The 17032-nt window shown below is 44.9% G+C and carries 14 protein-coding genes; 2 read left to right on the forward strand and 12 right to left on the reverse strand.

Annotated elements, in window-relative coordinates; all coding sequences use genetic code 11:
* Nucleotides 1-60 precede the first annotated feature (60 nt).
* The 6 genes from PHP87_RS01330 to PHP87_RS01355 all read right to left on the reverse strand — a co-directional run bounded on the left by PHP87_RS01330 (nt 61) and on the right by PHP87_RS01355 (nt 7473).
* Complete coding sequence (locus tag PHP87_RS01330; protein ID WP_299917576.1) at nt 61-891, reverse strand: PH domain-containing protein; 831 nt, start codon at nt 889-891, stop codon at nt 61-63.
* A 116-nt stretch (nt 892-1007) separates the two neighbouring features.
* Nucleotides 1008-1859 (reverse strand): 3-hydroxyacyl-CoA dehydrogenase NAD-binding domain-containing protein, encoded by an 852-nt coding sequence (locus PHP87_RS01335; RefSeq protein WP_299917579.1) that lies wholly within the window; start codon nt 1857-1859, stop codon nt 1008-1010.
* Between the two features lie 56 nt (nt 1860-1915).
* The gene (locus tag PHP87_RS01340; protein WP_299917581.1) at nt 1916-3013 is read right to left on the reverse strand and encodes a 6-phosphofructokinase; all 1098 of its coding nucleotides are present in this window, start codon (nt 3011-3013) and stop codon (nt 1916-1918) included.
* A 198-nt stretch (nt 3014-3211) separates the two neighbouring features.
* The gene (locus PHP87_RS01345) at nt 3212-4363 is read right to left on the reverse strand and encodes a trypsin-like peptidase domain-containing protein (protein ID WP_299917583.1); all 1152 of its coding nucleotides are present in this window, start codon (nt 4361-4363) and stop codon (nt 3212-3214) included.
* A gap of 388 nt (nt 4364-4751) precedes the next feature.
* On the reverse strand, nt 4752-6089 hold the full coding sequence (locus tag PHP87_RS01350; protein WP_299917586.1) for a YheC/YheD family protein: 1338 nt from the start codon (nt 6087-6089) through the stop codon (nt 4752-4754).
* A 31-nt stretch (nt 6090-6120) separates the two neighbouring features.
* Nucleotides 6121-7473: a YheC/YheD family protein gene (locus PHP87_RS01355; RefSeq protein ID WP_299917587.1), complete on the reverse strand. Its 1353-nt coding sequence runs from the start codon at nt 7471-7473 to the stop codon at nt 6121-6123.
* A 240-nt stretch (nt 7474-7713) separates the two neighbouring features.
* Here PHP87_RS01355 and PHP87_RS01360 point away from each other — a divergent pair, with 240 nt between their 5' ends.
* Together PHP87_RS01360 and PHP87_RS01365 are read left to right on the forward strand one after the other, a co-directional pair.
* On the forward strand, nt 7714-8166 hold the full coding sequence (locus PHP87_RS01360; RefSeq protein WP_299917589.1) for a DUF523 domain-containing protein: 453 nt from the start codon (nt 7714-7716) through the stop codon (nt 8164-8166).
* Between the two features lie 15 nt (nt 8167-8181).
* Nucleotides 8182-9168, forward strand: coding sequence for a tRNA 4-thiouridine(8) synthase ThiI (locus tag PHP87_RS01365; RefSeq protein ID WP_299917592.1), 987 nt, complete (start codon nt 8182-8184; stop codon nt 9166-9168).
* Between the two features lie 26 nt (nt 9169-9194).
* On the opposite strand, the gene PHP87_RS01370 is transcribed toward PHP87_RS01365, so the two are convergent.
* From PHP87_RS01370 to mqnE, 6 genes are all read right to left on the reverse strand, one after another.
* A complete protein-coding gene (locus PHP87_RS01370; protein WP_299917595.1) occupies nt 9195-9746 on the reverse strand; it encodes an SGNH/GDSL hydrolase family protein in 552 nt (183 codons plus the stop codon).
* An 85-nt stretch (nt 9747-9831) separates the two neighbouring features.
* A complete protein-coding gene (locus tag PHP87_RS01375) occupies nt 9832-12579 on the reverse strand; it encodes a UPF0182 family protein (RefSeq protein ID WP_299917598.1) in 2748 nt (915 codons plus the stop codon).
* A gap of 112 nt (nt 12580-12691) precedes the next feature.
* Entirely contained in the window at nt 12692-13528 is an 837-nt protein-coding gene (locus PHP87_RS01380) for an MTAP family purine nucleoside phosphorylase (RefSeq protein ID WP_299917600.1), read from the reverse strand.
* Nucleotides 13529-13630: 102 nt separating this feature from the next.
* A complete protein-coding gene (gene mqnC, locus PHP87_RS01385; protein ID WP_299917602.1) occupies nt 13631-14701 on the reverse strand; it encodes a cyclic dehypoxanthinyl futalosine synthase in 1071 nt (356 codons plus the stop codon).
* Between the two features lie 24 nt (nt 14702-14725).
* Nucleotides 14726-15553 carry a menaquinone biosynthetic enzyme MqnA/MqnD family protein gene (locus tag PHP87_RS01390; protein WP_299917604.1) on the reverse strand — a complete coding sequence of 276 codons (828 nt, stop codon included), beginning with the start codon at nt 15551-15553 and terminating at the stop codon, nt 14726-14728.
* 129 nt (nt 15554-15682) lie between these two features.
* Entirely contained in the window at nt 15683-16780 is a 1098-nt protein-coding gene (gene mqnE, locus PHP87_RS01395; protein ID WP_299917607.1) for an aminofutalosine synthase MqnE, read from the reverse strand.
* Nucleotides 16781-17032 lie beyond the last annotated feature (252 nt).

Here is a 17032-nt window from a genome sequence, read left to right on the forward strand (position 1 = left end):
TAATTAACGCTGAGTGCCGGGGAGCACCAGGAGTACCTACCTCACTCCGTACTTTTCAAATTACCTCAAAGTAATTTCTGATAAGGACAGAATAAAAAATATTCCAGTTACCGCCAGCGTTAGCAGAAGCAAAATACAGCCTCCCTGTTCACTGAATTGATACAAGCGCCCGGCATTACCAATACCAAAGAAGAACAATGCTACTGCCAGGACCAGTAATAGAATTATAGACGGGGGTGCACCTGAGCCGGGGAAGAAGATGGCCAGGTAGGCCGCAAAGAGTAAAAGAAAAAATAGGTTAAGGTTAAACAATATCTTATAAAACCGATCATCTTGAATATTCTTCCCCTTAATTTCCTCCGATATCTCATCCATATCTACCACTTGCACTTCTTTGTTGGCCTTGTCGGCTATGGCCTTTATCATTTCCTTATCAGCCGGGGTTATGCCGTAAAATCCGCAAGCAGTCTTTAAGTAAATAAAACCTTTTTGGGGAGTAGTAGCAAACATTCTTGCCAGGCCCAAGCCCTTTACTGAATAAAGTCCCACCATATATCCAGGCCAACTGGCTCCGAGCATTGAGAATATGTTACCCCTGCCTTGCACCTGAAAAAGCTCATCGATTTCGGTCCAAGGTAGGGTAACAGAGTACAACCCCCACTTAATAGTAAGGCCCGATTCCTCAATTCGATAGCCCATATTAATAAGCCCAACTATTAAGAACAGATAAAATGCCAAAAAAAGGTAGGCAGGAATATACAGCATTATTTTCAGGGTACGATCATCAGCCCCAAGGGAGAAGTCGATTCCCCAGAAGGTAAATCCAAATATAAGCACTCCCATCAATAAGCCAAAGAATAGTCCTAAAGCGTTCTCGGTCTTGTAAGCCATAATAAAACTCCTCCTCTACTATACAATATCTTTATGTATTATTGTGCTATATTATTGACCTGCCAAGTTGAGAAATATTTAGTATAATGCCCTCACTTTTTGATAAAGCGGATTATTTAATCACGATAATTATAAAAGCCCCGTCCACTTTTTTTACCCCAATAGCCTGCCCGAACCAAGGTAGATAAAAGAATGTGCGGCCGGTATTTGGAGTCTCTGAATTCCTCATAAAAAACCTGAAGGCTGTCAAATAATAAATCCAAGCCAATTGAGTCTGCCAGTTCCAGGGGACCACGGGGCATACCCGCCCCTAACTTCATAGCCAGGTCTATTTCCTCTTTCTCTGCTATTCCCTCCCCGTATACCCATATAGCTTCATTTAAATAAGGAATCAGGATGCGGTTGACAACAAAGCCGGGGCTCTCCATATTTACAAGCACCGGATGCTTCCCCAGGTTCTGGACAAAATCCCGCGCTATTTCCAATGTTTCTGGAGAGGTGTCGATTCCTTTTATTACTTCCACTAATTTTACCATCGGAACCGGATTGAAAAAGTGCAGGCCCACTATTCTGTCCCGTCTGCGGGTAGAGGATGCTATTTCCGCTATGGAAAGAGACGAGGTATTGGTAGCCAATATGGTATGGTATGAACACAAGTTGTCCAGTTCGGCGAAGATTTGTTTCTTTATGGCCATGTTTTCTACTACAGCCTCAATCACCAGGTCAACATCGTGCAGATCGGCCAAATCAGTGGAACCATGAATCCGACTCATTATTATTTTCTTTTGCTCTTTAAGTAAAATTCCTTTCGCTATTCCTTTCTCAAGGTTCTTTTCTATGGTCTGAAGTCCATCCTTGACCAGGGTCATCTGTAAGTCCCGCATGATTACGGTGTGTCCTCCCTGAGCGAGGACCTGGGCAATACCAGCGCCCATTATCCCAGCACCCAATACGGCAATTTTTTTCATCCCAAACTAACTCCTCCCATCCTGACCCACTTCTACACAATTTTTTATATAAAAGCCTAATATAGATCCCCAAAGTTTATACCTACAGCCCGGGCTGCCCTTACCATCTCGCTTTCCGGTTGTACTTTTCGTATTTCCTTTATGGCCTCCTTAATCGGTACAGCAGCTATCATATCCCCCCGCAGGCTAACCATGGTACCAAATTGTCCCGCCATAAAAGCATCCATGGCGGCTACACCGTAACGAGTGGAAAGTATCCGGTCATAGGGAATAGGAGAACCTCCTCGCTGTAAATGGCCCAGAACCGTCACCCTTACTTCAATATTATTCAAGTGATTACCAATATCTTCAGCCACTTTCTGGCCTATTCCCCCTAATCTAATGGGATCATGGCTGGTAGCCACCAGATTTCTGATAACTATTTCTCCATGTTCGGGAAGCGCTCCTTCAGCCACCACAATAATGCTGAAATTCTTCCCCTGGCGGTAACGCTGCGTTATTTTGCTTATTACAGCATCCATATTATAGGGTATCTCTGGAATCAATATAACATCAGCCCCACCGGAGATACCTGCATGAAGTGCAATCCATCCGGCATAGCGTCCCATAACTTCCAGAACCATCACCCGGTGATGCGATTCGGCTGTGGTGTGGAGCCTATCCAAAGCTTCTGAAGCAGTATTTACCGCAGTATTAAAGCCAAAGGTAACATCGGTTGCCGATAAATCGTTATCAATTGTTTTGGGTACACCTACAATTGCTACTCCTTTTTCCGAAAAACGATCGGCTATATTCAGGCTTCCATCACCCCCTATTACCACTAATCCATCCAGTCCCAAATGCTCCATGTTGGCAATGGCCCGATCAGATTCATCGCTGTGCTGGGGGGCTCCATCACTTATAGTAAAAAATTGAAAGGGGTTATCCCGATTGCTGGTACCAAGAATAGTACCACCAGTGTGACTAATTCCCGAGACCGTGCGCAAGTCCAGTTGCATATAACGATTCTCCACCAGTCCCTTAAAACCGTCTATAAAGCCAATTACCTCTACCCCGTAGTTGATAGCTGTTTTGGAAATAGCGCGTATTACCGCGTTCAATCCCGGGCAATCGCCTCCACCAGTTAGTATTCCTATTTGACGAATTTCTTTCATTGTGATGCCTCCTTACCCTAGAAATCTGCGAACAGCTTTATTCCCCGAGTTGCGAAAAAGTATAAGTTGCTGAGAGTCGATCCTTTAAAGTTATTGAAAAAAATCTCCTGTGCCTTGTACGAAAACAAGAAGGTGGGATCTCAGCCCACCTGAACCTGGCTTATATAATCTTATTCTCCGCCGGTATGCTTTATCCTGTTAGTTTGCTGGCTTTTCAGCCAGGTTAACCGTTACCAGCAGGGGTTTTTGATTCCTGATAATCTCTAGCAGGGCTTTATCACCCACCCGTTTGCTTTTCAATATCTCCTGCAGTTCATCATAGTTGCTGATTTTTTTCTTATCTACCTTAAGAATTACATCATACTTCTGTAAACCAGCTTGAGCTGCGGGACCACCTGCCACTACATTGGCTACTACCATACCTTCAGCTTGCTTGACTCCAAGATAAGCAGCCAGCTTCTCATCTACCGGCTGCAGCCATACTCCAATGTATGGTCTAATCACCTTACCCTTACTAATTAGCTCGTCCAATACCTCCTTGGCGGTATTTATGGAAATGGCAAAACCAATACCCTGTGCCTGCGCATCAACCGCTGTATTAATACCGATTACTTCACCTTTAGTACTTAGAAGGGGTCCGCCGCTATTTCCCGGGTTTATGGCGGCATCGGTCTGAATCAAATTCTTGTATGGCCGGTTTTCAATTTGAATGGGGCGACCTTTGGCACTGACTACTCCAGCAGTTACAGTATGATCTAATCCGTAAGGATTGCCGATGGCCACTACCCATTCTCCCACCCGCATGGCATCAGAATTACCCATCTTCAAAGTGGCCAATTTCTCTTTGGCATCTATCTTTAGAACCGCCAAGTCCAATTCATAGTCCTGCCCTACTACCCGGGCCTGGTACTTTTTATTGCCGTTGAAGTTGACGGTTATTTCGCTGGCCCCGTCTATTACATGCTGGTTGGTTACCACATAACCCTCTTCATTTATAATAAAGCCGGTTCCGATACCATGCTGTTCATTCTGCCGGGGAATCACCATCTCATTACCGAAAAACTGTCTGAAGAAGGGATCGTTGAAAAATTCATTGCCTCCAAAACTTTTTCCTATTACGGTGGTTTCAATGTTCACTACTGCCGGACTGGCTTTTTCTACCATATCCGCAACGCTGGCAGGACCCAGCACCACAGTATTGGCTGTTTGGTTGGTGGTGGCCTGCGCCTGGATTTTACTTTCATCACCTGCGTAGTAATTGCAAAATACCAGGTAGGCGCCTCCAATAACTACTGCCAACACAATTACCAGCAACTTAAGTGTCTTTGATGATCCAGTTCTCGTTTCCATTCGCCTTTCCACTTCCTTTCACAACTAATTATCTTGATGTCACTGCAAAAAAACCTTTTTGTTGCATAAGGGTTGCATGAATATACAAAACGAGCGTTGGTGAAGGTGAAAGCGGGCGGTCGAAGACCGCCCCTACAATGCCTTGCGGTCGCTAGTTGTTGCGCTTGATTCGGAACGACACGGGGGTCGTTCCCTACACCCTGCGGTCGCTATTATGGGTGCTGAGCGGTATATTTATGCACACTAATGCATATTTATTACTTTTTGCAGTGGAGTCATTATCTATTATTATATAACAATTGCGGTTACAGTTCATATCCCTCAAGTTGTTTTATTGGCGTATATGGGGCAGCAAGATGGAAAATGCCCTCACCCCTCACTTTCCTTATCAAAAGCCCGCTAGATAAGTGCTGTATTCCAAGGGCCGGCGAAAGGTGTTTTTTACGATTACCTGTGAAACTTCACTTTCCGTAGTTTTACGGGGCTTGGAATTGACTTCTATAAGCCAGGGTGCGCCATTTTTATCCAAACCGATGTCCAGGCCCAATTCTCCATAATTGGCCTGGCTAATTTTCTCCAGGGCTTCAGCTACCTGCTGGCAGAGCAGTTTTATTTGCTGGTTCTTTTCTTCAACCAGTGAACTTTTCTTATACAGATACTTGAGTACATGTTTGGTTTTTTCCACTCTGCCACCGCTGGCCAGGTTGGAAACGCTGCTTCCACGGGCAGCCACTCGTACAAAACTCTTACTGATCTGCCAGACTCCCTGGGCGTTCTTTTGATAGACAATACGCAGATCAAAGGGTAAACCCTTATAGCTGGCCAGGAATATCCCCTGCTGAGCTATATAAGCCCTTTTGCCCCGATAAATTTTGGTCTTTTTCATTAAATCCGCAACACTGTCGGCCGAACTCCTAATTTTCCTTCTGCCGTTGGTAACAAAGTGCAAGGAGCCTTTTTCATCGCGCTTTACTTTTATTATTCCCTTCCCCAGGCTGCCATTCGCTGGTTTCAGGTAAAGCAATTCGTACTTGCTCAGCAAATCCTTAAGATTCTCTGCTGTCAGCACCCGGGTTTCGGGTATATAAGGATGCAAACGGGGATCATTAATCAGGATTTGATATACTCTCCACTTATTTAAAAAAGATGGATTGAAGTATTTTAAATGGGGTAGTTGGCATAGTTTGTTTTTGGTATTCCTAATCAATGATCGTGCTTCACTGCTACGGCTTGGAATGCGGTCATATACAACATCAGGCAAAGGATAAATATGGGGTATCCAGAACCCCCGTTCCGGAGATATTTGCTTGTAAACATAGCCCCTGACAGTGTTATTTGACCAGTTTATGGATCCTGGGGTAAAGACATATACCTGACCAGCCAGGGTCTTGCTGATATTGCTGAGAAATATTAGTTCAGCCTGCATACTCAATGGGTCATGTTCTCCCCGGTTGGGTAAAAAGGTGGAAAGTATGCCTATGGTCGGTCCCAGGTGAATAATATTTTCCCGCTGATCATAACGCAATTTCATGCGCTTTCGTTTTTTTATATAAAGGGCTCGAGCCAGAGATGGGGAAAGCATATATGATTTTTTCTTAAGATCCTGTATTATCAATTCACTGTTAACCAGCAGACTACCAACCCTGACTTTTATTTCACTTTGAGCCGGCAAAGCAATTTTCTTCATCAAAACCTTGGAAATATAGATTCTCCCAACAGTATTCATAAAAAAACTCCTCTAAAGTAATAAACTAAAACTAGAATCCGGCCAGGTAGCGGCAATATAACATAGGCCTCTTGACTGAAAGCAGGCGGGTATTCTTTTCCCCAATCAAAGTAAATACCTGCCGGGCGGGTCTTAAATTAGCTTCAATGAACCAGACCTTTCCTCCTTTATCAATACCTATATCCACCCCCATCTCTCCACAGGGTCCTATGGTCCCTTCCAGAGTACGGCAGGCTTCCACTGCTACGAAGCGCAATCTCTCAATTATTTCCTGTTGTTTTTCCTTATCGGGAAACTTTTCTTTCAAGGTAGTCTCCAACTTCCGCCCACTTCCCCCCGCTGATATATTACTGGTAATGGAACCGGGTCTGCCCACGCGACAAGCCATACCAGTAACATCCCAATTCCCGCTATGATCCTTTTGGACCAGAATCCTGACATCAATAATATTACCCGCCGACTGCAGGAGATTTATCTGTTTCTGCGCTATATAAGTACGATTTCCCATTACCGGTTTCAGACAACTCCGTAATTGGGCCAGGCTGGAGGCGCTTCCCTTGATTAAGCGCCCATTTAATTGGTACTGATACTGGTAGGAAGTATCATTTTTCTTTTTTACCACCCGAACGATATTTCTTCCCTGGGAGCCTGCTATCGGTTTGAGATAAACCGCATTGTATTTTTTTATCATTCTATCCACCTGGCTGAAACTATTTACCAGACGGGTATCTGGAATATAGGGAACCAGACTGGGATTCTGGGTAATTACCCGGTAGGTCTGCCATTTACCAACAAGTGCGGGATTTAAGAATCTTACGCCCATATTCTCCAATTTCTTTCTGATGTTCAGCTTCACCGGGGAATAAGCTTTTTCTCGCGGGTAGATAACATCAGGAAGGGGAAAGTGCCCTTGAATCCAACCATTTTCCCCCCAGCTATAGCCATGAATGCTCTTGCTTTTCCAGTCAATACTAAAAGGACTAAAGGCAAAACATATTTGTCCCAGGGCCTGGCCACTTTGGAGAAGCTGCTTAATAAAGAAACTCTGACCTCCAAACGGCTTTTTGGAAATTCGGGAGGTCTCAGCCATGATTCCCACCACCGGCCCAATCTGAATTATCGTACCCCGGCCACTAACCGCATATTTGCGGTTGGGATAAATATGCAGCTTCCGCGCCAGGTTTGCATTAATTATGATGGTGTTGCGGCTTTTTTCCGCCGCATTTACTTTTAAATCCATATTCATATGGGTCTGGCCCACCTGTAATTTTATGTTCTGCTCCTCTCCCATACCCAGGTGGGCAACCAGATCACTGCTCATTATTAATTGCTTTTCATCCTGCTTAGATCTGTATTTAACAACTGGCATTATAAAATCTTTCATATTTACTTAACCCCACAGTGTTTGTTTTGTATCATATAATATGAAAGCAATATCTCCTTTGCTAATAATGAGTAAACATCTTTCATAAAAAAGGACTGTTTTGCTGAAATTAAAGAGTGAGGAACAGAGCTTAAGGGGAAAGCTTACTTTATCGGAGATTGTGGCCTCAGGGCATGAGAGGTTGTGCCCCCTGGCCATGGGGAGTTAACTAGATTAGACTTTTAGGAGAGAATTATTTATATGAAGCTTATCAGTGCATGTCTCTGCGGAATTAACTGCAAATACAACGGGGGTAATAATTTTGATCCCTATTTTTTTGATTTGTGGAAAAACAAGCAGCTTATTCCCGTTTGCCCGGAGGAATTGGGAGGCTTGTCAACTCCCCGCTGCCCGGCGGAAATAATAGGCGGAAGCGGAGAAGATGTACTCCGGAATCAGGCCCGGGTAATAGATGCAACCGGTAATGACCTGAGCCCATATTTTGTACAGGGAGCCTATAGAGCTCTGGAGCTCGCTCGTTTGGGCGGAGTCCGTTCGGCCATCCTTAAAAGCCGCAGTCCTTCCTGCGGAGCAGGAAGCATCTATGATGGCAGCTTTAATTCACGACTACGCTCCGGTGATGGAGTAAGCACCGCTCTATTGAAACAAAATGGTATAAAGGTTATAAGCGATGAAGATTTTGATAAAGTTTAGGAAAGGAAGAGTATATTGAAAGCAGTATGTCTTTTTTCCGGTGGCTTGGATTCTCAATTGGCCGCCGCTTTGGTTAAAAATCAGGGTGTGACTGTCATCGGGGTTAATTTCTCCAGCCCCTTTTTCGGAGCGAACCGCGCCACTCACCTGGCTGCCAAAGCACTGGGAATTCAATTATTTGTCCTGGATACCGGACAGGAATACATAGAAGAGGTACTAAAAACCCCGGTTTATGGTTATGGTAAAAATTTAAATCCCTGTATTGACTGCCATGGTTTTATGCTTAGAAAAGCCGGAGAATTTATGCAAAAGCTTGAAGCCAGTTTCCTGATTAGCGGTGAGGTTTTGGGACAAAGGCCTATGAGTCAGAATCGCTCCGCTCTTAATGCGGTAGACAAACTATCAGGCTTTCGGAGTCTGATACTCAGGCCTCTTTCGGCTCGGCTGCTGCCAGCGACTATCCCGGAAATAGAAGGCTGGGTTGACCGTGAGCAACTGATGGACATAAGCGGTCGTGGTAGAACCCGGCAGATTGAATTAGCTGAAAAACTAGGGATTTTTGACTACCCCACGCCTGCCGGGGGCTGTTTGTTGACAGAAGCCAATTTTAGCCGCCGTCTGAAGAAAATGTTGGAAGTGAAACCGGAGCTGGAACCAGGGGAAATGGAAATCCTAAAACTGGGACGCCATTTTTATCTGGGGGAAAGAACCTTGCTGGCTGTAGGTAGGAATCACTCGGAAAATGAAAGCATTCAAAAAATCTCCCGGGGAGACGATTATCTTTTCAAAGTTCTGGATCGTCCCGGACCTCTGGGCCTCTTACGGGGATTTGCTGGTCTAAAAGCAGATGAAATCAACCAGGCCGCCGCCATAGTAGCCAGGTACAGTGATGCCAGGAAAGAAAATACGGCCCAGGTTAAATTTTTTAAGCCAGGGAGCGAGGCTTTTGAGACCATAAGTGTAACGCCGTTACCCCCAGCTGATGTTCCCGCCAGCATCTGAGAGGTGGGAAGTTGGAAGTGGGGATGTCAATCGCTAAATATTTTGGGATCGATTTGGGCAAACATGGCCTGGTAACCAGCCCGGCTGGGATGTCCCCCATCGGCCAGCAGCAAATCGCTCCTGACCCGCCCTTTGTCATCATAAAAAGGGCGGGAAAAATCAATAATCTGCAGACCCTTTTGCGTAGCCAAATCCCTCATCCAGGCGCGCAACCGAACCAAAAGTTTTTCCCCGTACGGTTCATCCACTGCAGTGGGTATCCCTAGCACCACTTTAATCTTTTCCTTCTCGGCCCGCTCCACCATCTCACGCATGTTCCAGGTGATGCGATCGAATGACTCTCCACAAATAATATCGTTAGTCCCGCCCATAAGAATGAGATGGCTGGGATTATACTTCAAGACAGCCCTTTCGAAGCGCGCCAGCATGTTCGAAGTGGTATTACCGTTTATTCCCTGGTTAATCACTTCTCCCTCCAGGACCTCATCCAGCATAGTCACCCATGAGGCCTGCGGTCCCCAGGGGAAACCATAGGTAATACTATCCCCCAGGCAGACTATCCGCAAACTATGATTCATCCAAACCTCCATTTCGCTACTACCGCTGTCCACACAAATAATTTATGAAAAATGTCATTTTTCACATTATACTTTTCCCTGGTCTTTATGGTTTTACTGTTTCCTCCAGGCGGCTGATGGTTTCATTTAGCTTCTTGATATTCTCCCCATAGCCGGCCCAATCTCCATCCCGCAAGAGCTGGTTGGCCCGGTCGTAGTATTCCCGGGCTGACTTGGCCAGTTCAGCTACAGTGGCCACGGGAAGATCTCCCTGGCTAACCACCACTCCTGGTTGCTGGCTTTCTACGCGCTGGTCTTCACCAAATAATTTAAGCAAAGCCAGCTCAAGCGATGGCTCCATTACCACCTTGTTTTCGAAAGCGGCAATCACCCGTTTTAATTCCGGCAAGCGGTTATTTTCCGCCTGGAGGTAAAGGGGTTCCACATATAATACGGAATTGCCCATAGGAATAATCAGCAGATTACCACGGTATACCCGGGAACCTCTCTGATCCCAGAGACTTAGCTGCTGAGCTATATCTGTATTTTGATTGATTCGGGATTCGATTTGCTCCGGCCCATATATGGTTTCCTGTTTGGGGAAATTATAGACCAGCATCTTGCCATAATTCTCCCCATCCATGCGCGCGCACATCCAACCCACCATATTAGCCCGGCTCTTGGGAGTAAAAGGCATCATCAAAATATATTCTGGCTTTTCCGCTTCAGGCAAGCGCATAACCAGGTAATATGGCTCCATCTTCACCTGCTTATCCTCAACCGTCTCATTGGGTATCAACCAGGGGTCTTCCTTGTTGTAAAACACGGACGGATCAGTCATATGGAAGGTTCGGTACATCTGCGCCTGAACAGAAAACATATCCACCGGGTAGCGCAAATGGCTGCGCAAGCTCTCGGGCATAGTGCTCAGAGGCTGGTAAACCTTAGGAAATATCCGGCTATAGGTTTTTATAATGGGATCCGATTCATCAGCAATATAAAAGTTCATCTTTCCGGTATAAGCATCACATACTACCTTTACTGAATTGCGCAGGTAATTGTGATGCTGCTTGTCAAAAGGTTCCGAGTACGGATATTTGTCAGAAATGGTATAAGCATCTAAAATCCAGTAAAGCTTGCCATCCTTGTTTATCACAATATAGGGGTCGCCATCATAGCTCAGGTAAGGTGCTATTTTTTGCACTCTATCCAGAATATTGCGGTTTATTAAGACCTGGCTCTCATTGGTAATATCCGAGGATAACAGCATTTTATAATCTTTTAAGACCCAGCCGAAAAGAAGACGGCGGGCAAAAGACTTGATCTTTATCCCATCCTCTCCCTCATATCGGCTATAAACATTCTTTTCCCCTGCCGGGTAATCAAATTCTTTTTGCTTGGTGTTTACTATTACATAATTGTCGGTTTTCTCTCCAAAATATATTTCCGGCCGTTCTATTCTCAAATCGGTGCTAAAGCGCGGTGGTATATCTTTTACATAAAATTCGGGAAAACCCTCCTCGGCCACTTCGGTGACCGGGCTAACCACCAGGCCATAACCGTGAGTGTACATTAAGCGCTGGTTTATCCAGGTCTTGGCCTGCTGGGGCAGTTCCTCCTGGTCTATCTCCCGCACCGAAAGCATGAGTTGCCGGTACTTACCATCTACCGTATAGCGATCGACATCAACATCATCAAAAACATAATAACTCCTGAGCTGCTGCAAGTTCTTGTAAGTGGTTCGCAGAGGCTGCCAATCCCAGAGGCGAATATTATCTATGGTGCTCTGATGGCTGGAGTCGGAAATATCCAGATTATAGTTAATCTTGAACTTCCGGTTTTCTGCCCGATCCAGGCCGTAGGCCTGGCGGGTATATTTAATAGCGTTTTCAATATAGGGTTTTTCTTTGTTAAACTCATTAGGCTGTACCACTAATTTTTGCATCATTGAAGGATATACACTTCCCATCAGAAAGGCCACCAGTACCCAGGCACCCAGACTTATCAAAATCCAATTAAATTTCTTGACAAAAATGTTGGCCAGAATAATCACCGCAATGATTAGCGATAACACCAGGAGAATGCGGTAGCTGAGCAGACGGGCAAAAATGTCACTATAGGTAGCTCCATAGACAACGCCGGTCGAGGAAAAAAGTATATCATAGGCAGCCAGCTTGTAACCCCAGGCTTTCAGTAAAAATATCACTGCCAGCAGAGTAGCCAGGTGACCTTTGGCAAAGCTAAACTGTCTCCAGTTGCCAAACAGAAGATCCGTGGAAGCATTTATAAGATAGATTGCTCCCAAGGTTATTAACAATAATATCAGGGCCATAATCAAGGTACCGTAGGCAAACTTGTAGAAAGTCAGGTTGAAGAAATAGAAGCCTAAATCCTTATTAAAAATAGGATCAGTGGTTCCAAAAGGCACTCGGTTAATATACTGTTGAACTACTATCCAGTTATCAGCAACTACCGAGCTGACCAAATAAGCAGCAAAAAGGCTAATACCCAGGTAGAGCCAGCGGGAGGATTTTCCCCGCAAAAACTCCTTCCAGGGAGACTTTGCCTCATCGTCAAGATAGATAACCCGCCCCTCTTCGTCTTCGAAGGCAGGTTCTTCGATAGGTCCCAGGTGACTTCTGGTCAAACGCAGGTTGAAAGCAAAAAGCAAAGCTGTGGCCAGGAAAATAAATAGATACAAACCTATCTTGTTAAGCAATATGATAGAAAAGACACTCGAGAAGTTAACCGATTGAAACCATAACCAGTCCACATATAGGCTGGCCAGAAAAGATAGTAGCCCCACAACCACAAGAAAAATTACCAGTTTGGTAGTGCTCGATGTTTTTTGCATATCCAACCTCCTCCAAAATTCCTATCTAGCAGGGTGTGTCACAGGTGCATTCCAAGCTGTCAGGGGGACAGCCTTTTGATAGGTATACAGCAACGAAGCTGCTGTATACCCCTTATTTATATACTTCTTTCAAGAGAGTCTCCTTACGCAGGTCAGCACAATTGCATCTTTGATTATGGGGCAAGGTTCTAAAGAAATCAAAGACCGTTCTAGCCAGGACATAGCTTTCGTTAAAAAATATATCGGTAAGTTCTTCATGCTCCCACGGGCTAACAATTCCTTCGGCATAGTTTACCACCAGGTACAACCCCGCGTAACAAGCCCCAATCTCCCGCGCCAGGTATACTTCAGGGCAAATACTCTGCCCCACTATGTCACCCCCGGCCATTTTGAAAAACGCCACTTCTGATGGACTCTCAAAATGTCGACCATCGGTATTAACATATATTCCCCGGTCGAAGACCCGATGCTTCCAACTTTTCTCCAGCAAGGCCACCAGGTGTTCCCTCATATCTCCACAAAGAGCCTTACGCATTATTAAAAGGTAGCGTTCATCTAATCCTACATCTTTCCGCATGGAAAAGTCCATATAATCATGGGGTATAACTAGATCCCGAGGTTTGAGCAGGTGATTTACTGCACCTACCCCGCCTTCAGCCAGTACTCTTTTAACCCCTGCTTGCCGCAATACCCAAAAAACCTGACGCGAAGCATCGGCCCTGCTGATCCCGCTTCGCCAGCCATGCATCCGGCAGCTTAAGACTCTCCGGTCTTCTTCCGCTCCTTTAATATTAATCAGCTTGAACTCGGGGCTCAGACCATATGGAGTAGAAAAAATCAGCCCTTTTTCCAGAACCTGAACATAATCCAAGCTCAGACTTTCTGGAACCTCAATACTTAAACTGCTGGATCCGCCGATAAAGGCCAGCTCACTGCAAGGAACTTCCACCTGCCTATCTAACTCCTCTCTGACATTACATATTGATAATATTATATTAATCCCCATACCCAGCACTAGTGCTGATGATAAACGTTAAAGCAGGAAGGATAGTTAAAACACCTCTAAAATCCGATATTCAGTATCCCGTAGAGCAGGAATTCTACCTGCTCCGCTTATAAGATCAATCATTTCTTCTTTCTTCATTTTGTATTCCAGACCTGCCGAACGAACCACATTTTCTTCTATCATAATACTGCCCAGGTCATCAGCGCCAAAAAACAATGAAACCTGCCCGACTCGATCCCCCTGGGTAACCCAGGAGCCCTGGATGTGAACAAAATTATCCAGGTAGAGCCGGGACAAAGCCAGAAATTTCAGGTACTGCACCGGATACATTTTGCGCCCCATCAGTTCATTATTACCCGGTTGATAAGTCCAGGGGATAAATGCTCTGAACCCTCCAGTTTCGTCCTGCAAATCTCTTATCATCCGCAGGTGAGCAACCCGGTGTTCAAGCTGGTCGACACTCCCCATCATCATGGTAGCGGTCGTCTCCATACCGATTTCATGGGCGATTTTCATTACTTCCAGCCATTGCCGGCTGCTAATCTTATTGGGACTAATCTCTTTACGCACCTCATCATGCAAAACCTCGGCCCCGCCGCCAGGAAGTGAATCCAGACCGGCCGCTTTTAGGCGCAAGAGTGTTTCTCTTATATTTAGCCCGGAAATTCGAGCAATAAAAGCAATCTCTGGAGCGGTCAAAGAATGAATACAAATATCATAACGGGCTTTGATACTGCTAAACATTTCTTCAAAATACCTTATATCCAGATCTTCGTTAAGCCCACCCTGAATCATAAGCTGGGTAGCTCCCAGCTTTATGGCTTCATCAATCTTGGCAAAAAGGCTTTCCTGGCTTATCACATAAGCATCTGCATCCTCCTTGTCCCGGTAAAAGGCACAAAAGCGGCATTTACATGAACAAATATTGCTGTAGTTGATATTCCGGTCAATAATAAAAGTGGCCTGGTTATTGCCAAACCTTTCTTCCCTTTTCAGGTTAGCGGCCTGTCCTATCTCCAGAAGCTCTCCTTGCTCATACAATAGCAGGAAATCTTTATCGCTCATGCGCCGCCCATCCATAATCCCCTTTATTCGCTGCTTAATAGTCACTGACACCTCTCTCCGCCTTCCGTCCTCCGCTCAAATATCCAGTATTTCCAGTGGCGGCACCTCATCTAAAAGACCCTGATTTTTCGCCTGGCGATAGTATTCCAGTAAACCTTCCTGTTTGCTGAAATCAAAGTCAAAGCGTAAACAGCGAAAATAGTCTACCAAATAATCGGCGCCAAAATCTTCCCATTGTGAGGCTTTTTCTGCCACATCCCGAACATTTTCCAGGCTAAATTTTATCGATTCGGTAAAGGTCTGCTTAATAATTTTTAACTGCTCTCGGTTCTTGCCGGCAAAGTCCTTTCGAATCGCCCAGAGCGCAAATACCATAGGCAAGCCAGTAAACTTCTTCCATTCCTCACCCAGGTCATAAATGTACAGGCGATCCTGGTTCTTGTAACGAGCTCTCAGAGCATCATCCCCAATCAGTAGTGCTGCATCAGCTTCCAAAAGCATGGCTCCCAGTTCTGGAGCAGAGGAAAAGTACTCCGGTTGAATATTGTAGTAGCGGGCTAGAATCACACGCAGCAGGGCCTGCGAAGTAGCAGAAGTATTGGTAAGGGCCACTTTCTTATGATGCAGTTCATTTATGGGTACTTTGGAAAAAAAGTAAATGCTCTTCACTTCTCCGTCACAACTTATCGATATGTCGGGCATAAGCACATAATCCTGGTAATTCCGGGCATACGCTATGGAAGGTATAGGGGCCAAATCCAGGAGATTTTCCTGGAGCATCCGGTTAAGATCAGAAGGATTACCTTTAATTAAATCAATCTCCAATAGAAATTTTTTCTCTATCAAACCATAAAACAAAGGAAAACAATTAATAAATTGTATATGGCCAACTCTCGGTCGCATAAGCTTAGACTCCCTTCTGAAAAACTGTAATAACGGCGGGGGTCTGTTCCTGCCGTTCCAGGTATAAGGCATTTGCGTTCGCAATTGCTTCATAAAACCCTTTTTGTTAAAAAGTGCTGCAATAAAACCCTAAAACTCACGGATAATGTTATATAAGGTATCTCTCTCCGTTGGGATACATCCAGCCTCTCTGATTATGTGTACCAGATCTTCTTTGCTGATCCCCTTCTCTGTACTGGCTCCAGCAGCATGCATTATCCTTTCCTCCACGACAGTCCCGTCAATATCATCGGCTCCAAATTCCAAAGCAATCTGAGCCACGGGTAGCCCTAGCATAATCCAAAAGGCTTTTATATGCTCTATATTGTCCAACAGGAGACGTGAAATGGCAATGGTCTTCAAATCATCAACCGCTCCGGTTCTCTTTAGGTGGCTGATTTTGGTATTTTCCGGAAGGAAGGGTAAAGGGATAAATGCCTGAAAACCAGGGGCCTCATCCTGCAAATCACGCAGGCGAATCAGGTGGTCAACCCTATCTTCAATCTTTTCAATGTGACCATAGAGCATGGTACAATTGGTCTTTATTTCCATCCGGTGTGCAATTCGGTGAACATCTAACCATTCATCACTGCTAGCTTTGCGCGGGCACAGTTCCTGGCGTATATTATCATTGAGGATTTCAGCGCCTCCACCTGGAATTGAACCGAGTCCTGCATCCTTCAAATGTTGAAGTACCTCACGCACCGATAGCCCACTGATTTTGGAGAAATGAAAAATCTCCACCGCGGTAAATGCCTGAATGTGAATATCAGGGAAGGCCTGATGCAGGCGGGAAATCACCTCAAGATAGTAATCAAGTCCCATATGGGGGTGCATAGCACTTACTACATGGAATTCCGTAATTCCATGGTCAACTGCTTCAGCCCCGTAGGCAAAAGCCTCTTCCGGGCTCATTAAGTAAGGGCCTGCACTGCCATTTTCGTCTACTCCAAAAGCACAGAATTGACAGCGCGATACGCAGATATTGGTAAGGTTTATGTGCCGGTTTACATTGAAATAGACCCGGGGACCTGATATTAAATGTTTTTTGGAGCGGGCCATTTCCCCGATAGCCAATAAATCTTTACTTTGGTATAAGTAAATTCCGTCTTCCCGCGATAGCCTTTCCCGGTGATTAATCTTATTCCTTATTTCTTCTAATTTATTATTCATGATTTTATTATTCATGATTATATCCATTCCTTTCGCTTCGCTCAGGCACAAAACGTAATGAAAGAATTTCTTTCAGACTTCATCTCCCTGTTACTGCTTAGGACAATTATAACAGAAACTTAACTTCAAGGAAGCTTATCCGCCCTTTCTATATTTGATTAGTGATGGCACTGCAAAAAGTTTTTAATATACAGTCGTTTGCATAAAATATACCCTTCACCCCCCTACTTTCTTTTGTAAAATAAAATATATTATGTTAACTATATT

This window comes from Syntrophomonas sp., from assembly GCF_028707975.1.
GTDB lineage: Bacteria > Bacillota > Syntrophomonadia > Syntrophomonadales > Syntrophomonadaceae > Syntrophomonas.